The organism is Streptomyces boluensis (assembly GCF_009908195.1).
Taxonomy (GTDB): Bacteria; Actinomycetota; Actinomycetes; order Streptomycetales; family Streptomycetaceae; genus Streptomyces; species Streptomyces boluensis.
In genome coordinates this window covers 1-2,795 of the sequence record NZ_JAAAHS010000604.1, presented here as the reverse complement: position 1 = coordinate 2,795, position 2,795 = coordinate 1, and the positions used below count along the sequence as shown (strand labels likewise).

Sequence of the window (2,795 nt, the reverse complement as noted above, 5' to 3'; positions counted from 1 at the left end):
GCCCTCGCCCTTCGGCCCGCCGCCCGGTGGTCAGCCGATGGCTCCGCCGCCGTTCCCGCTCCCGCCCCAGCCGCAGAACGGCCTCGGCGTCACCGCCCTGGTGCTCGGCATCATCGGCGCGGTGCTGTTCTTCACCGTCTGGGGCGGCATCCTCCTCGGTGTCCTGGCCCTGATATTCGGCCTGATCGGCCACTCGAAGGCGCGCAAGGGCCTGGCCACCAACAAGGGCGTGGCGCTGACCGGCGCGATCCTCGGCGGTGTCGCGGTCATCGTGTCGGCCGTGTGGCTCGTGGTCGTCGTGCTTGCCCTGCAGGGTGTGTCCGACGAGCTCCAGAAGGAGGTCGACAAGGTGGCCACGGCCGACCCGGGTGCGGACGTCGACGGCCCCACGGGCGGCGAGGACGGCGAGGGCGCCGAGGAGCCCGCGGCCGAGTCGGACGAGCCGCTGGAGTTCGGCGCGAGCCACACGTACGACGACGGCGTGAAGGTCACCGTGAGCAAGCCGAAGCCGTACAGCCCCGACGAGTTCGCGGCCGGGCACAAGGACGGCAACGTAGCCGTGCAGTTCACCATCACCATCGTCAATGGCGGCAAGAAGACGATGGACGCCACCACCGCGCTGCCGACGCTGCGGGACGCCAAGGGCGCCGACGTCGAGATGGTCTTCGACGGCAGCAACGCCACCAAGCCCTTCAACGGCAAGATCCTCGCGGGCAAGCGGGCTCAGGCCTCCTTCGCCTTCTCCGTGCCCGCGGACGCCACGAAGGAAGTCCAGCTGGAGGTCGGCCCCGAGGTCCTCAAGTACGACGACATGATCTGGACCGGCGCGGCCAAGTAGCACCGGTGGGGCACCCCGGACCACCGCGCACGTGGGGTGCCCCACACCGTCCCGCCAAGACATCGCGTCGGTCTGACGATTACACTGAGCGGCGTGCCTCAACTACGCCTCGCCTTGAATCAGATCGACTCGACCGTCGGCGACCTCGTCCAGAACGCCGAGTCGATCGTGCACTGGACCCGGCACTCCGCCGAGCAGGGCGCCCACCTGGTGGCGTTCCCCGAGATGGCCCTCACCGGCTACCCCGTCGAGGACCTGGCCTTGCGGCCGTCCTTCGTCGAGGCGTCCCGGCAGGCGCTGCGCGCCCTGGCCGCGCGCCTGGCCGACGAGGGGCACGGCGAACTGCCGGTGATCGTCGGCTACCTGGACCGCTCCGAGACCGCGCAGCCGAAGTACGGCCAGCCCGCGGGCGCCCCGCAGAACGCCGCCGCGGTGCTGCACCGCGGCGAGGTGGTGCTGACCTTCGCCAAGCACCACCTGCCGAACTACGGCGTCTTCGACGAGTTCCGCTACTTCGTTCCCGGCGACACCCTGCCCGTGGTGCGCGTCCACGGGGTCGACGTGGCGCTCGCCATCTGCGAGGACCTCTGGCAGGACGGCGGCCGCGTCCCGGCCACCCGCTCCGCCGGGGCGGGCCTCCTGGTCTCCATCAACGCCTCGCCGTACGAGCAGAACAAGGACGACACCCGCCTTGAACTGGTGCGCAAGCGCGCCCAGGAGGCCGGGTGCACCACCGCGTACCTCGCGATGATCGGCGGCCAGGACGAGCTGGTCTTCGACGGCGACTCGATCGTGGTCGACGCGGGCGGCGAAGTCGTCGCGCGCGCCCCGCAGTTCGCGGAGGGCAGCGTGATCCTCGACCTGGACCTGCCGGCCGCGGGTGCCGTCCCGCAAGCCCGCGGCGGAGCCGCTGATGGACGCGTTGTGGACGACGGTCTGCGCATCGACCACGTGGTCCTCTCCGAGGAGCCGCTGCCCGCGTACGAGGCGGAGCTCGCCGGTGGGTACGCGGAGCGGCTCGACGACGACGAGGAGGTCTACTCGGCGCTCGTCGTGGGCCTGCGCGCGTACGCCGCGAAGAACGGTTTCCGCTCCGTACTGATCGGGCTCTCCGGCGGTATCGACTCGGCGCTGGTCGCGGCCATCGCCTGCGACGCGCTGGGCGCGCAGAACGTGTACGGCATCTCGATGCCCTCGAAGTACTCCTCGGACCACTCCAAGGGCGACGCGGCCGAGCTGGCCAAGCGCACCGGGCTCAACTTCCGCACGGTGCCCATTGAGCCGATGTTCGACGCGTACATGGGCTCGCTCGGTCTGACCGGGCTCGCCGAGGAGAACCTGCAGTCGCGGCTTCGCGGCACGATGCTGATGGCGGTCTCCAACCAGGAGGGGCACATCGTCCTCGCGCCGGGCAACAAGTCCGAGCTGGCGGTGGGGTATTCGACGCTGTACGGCGACTCGGTGGGCGCGTACGGGCCGATCAAGGACGTGTACAAGACCGCGATCTTCCGGCTCGCCGAGTGGCGCAACCGGGCGGCGGTCGAGCGCGGCCAGACCCCGCCCATCCCGGAGAACTCCATCACCAAGCCGCCGAGCGCCGAGCTGCGCCCGGACCAGGTGGACACCGACTCGCTGCCGGACTACCCGGTCCTCGACGGCATCCTGGCGATGTACGTCGACCGGGACTGCGGCGCCGAGGAGATCGTGGCCGCGGGGTACGAGGCGGAGGTCGTGGGGAAGGTGCTGCGGCTCGTGGACGGGGCGGAGTACAAGCGGCGGCAGTACCCGCCGGGTACGAAGATTTCGGCTAAGGGGTTCGGCAAGGACAGGCGGTTGCCGATCACGAATAGGTGGCGCGAGTCCAGCTGACCCCCAGGGGGCTCCGCCCCCGGACCCCCGCTCCTCAAACGCCGGAGGGGCTCAATTTGCCGGTCCGGGGCGCGATTTGATCCCCTCC

General features: G+C 70.7%; 2 protein-coding genes. Both read left to right on the top strand.

Annotation, left to right across the window (positions count from 1 at the left end):
* Positions 1–838: DUF4190 domain-containing protein (locus GUY60_RS36485; protein ID WP_312866565.1), on the top strand; the 838-nt coding region annotated here is incomplete at its 5' end.
* Positions 839–931: 93 nt separating this feature from the next.
* Entirely contained in the window at positions 932–2,707 is a 1,776-nt protein-coding gene (locus GUY60_RS36480) for an NAD+ synthase (protein WP_161705794.1), read from the top strand.
* Positions 2,708–2,795 lie beyond the last annotated feature (88 nt).